Consider the following 565-nt stretch of genomic DNA (forward strand, 5'->3'; position numbering starts at 1 on the left):
GGATGGGCTGAGTAAACCATTTATCGTAGATGGCGTTGATTTCGCCCGAGACGAAAAGTGACTTGATCGAGTCATCCACGACTTTTTTGAGATCCGGATCACCCCGACGCATGGTGCAACCATAAATTTCGTTGGATTGCGGGTGCCGGTCACCACCCAATCTTCCGGTTTCTTTGCCTTGGCCATCTCGCCCGCCAGCAATGCGTCGTCCTGCATAAACGCAATGGCGCGGCCGGACTCGAGCATTTGGTAAGACTCGCCAATGTCTTTGGCAGAGATGACGTTCATTCTCATCTTTTTCTCGGCGTTCATGACCTTCAGCATCCGTTCGGCAGTGCTGCCAGCAGTCGTCACGACGTTCTTGCCATTGAGATGGTCAAAGTCTTTGTAGGTCGAATCCTTTCGGACCAACAGTCGAGTGCTGGCTTCGAAGGTGCCGACTGAAAACTCGACTTGCTGCGCCCTCTCTGCGGTATTGGTTGTAGAACCGCACTCCAGATCGACAGTACCGTTTTGCACAAGCGGGATGCGCGTTTGTGACGTCACCAGGTTGTACCGTACGTTC

General features: G+C 53.1%; 1 pseudogene. It reads right to left on the reverse strand.

Annotated elements, in window-relative coordinates:
* Positions 1 to 565: pseudogene (locus NR126_RS28435) on the reverse strand (transporter substrate-binding domain-containing protein); the annotation flags it as partial.

This window comes from Pseudomonas sp. Pse1 (assembly GCF_024519635.1).
Lineage (GTDB): Bacteria > Pseudomonadota > Gammaproteobacteria > Pseudomonadales > Pseudomonadaceae > Aquipseudomonas.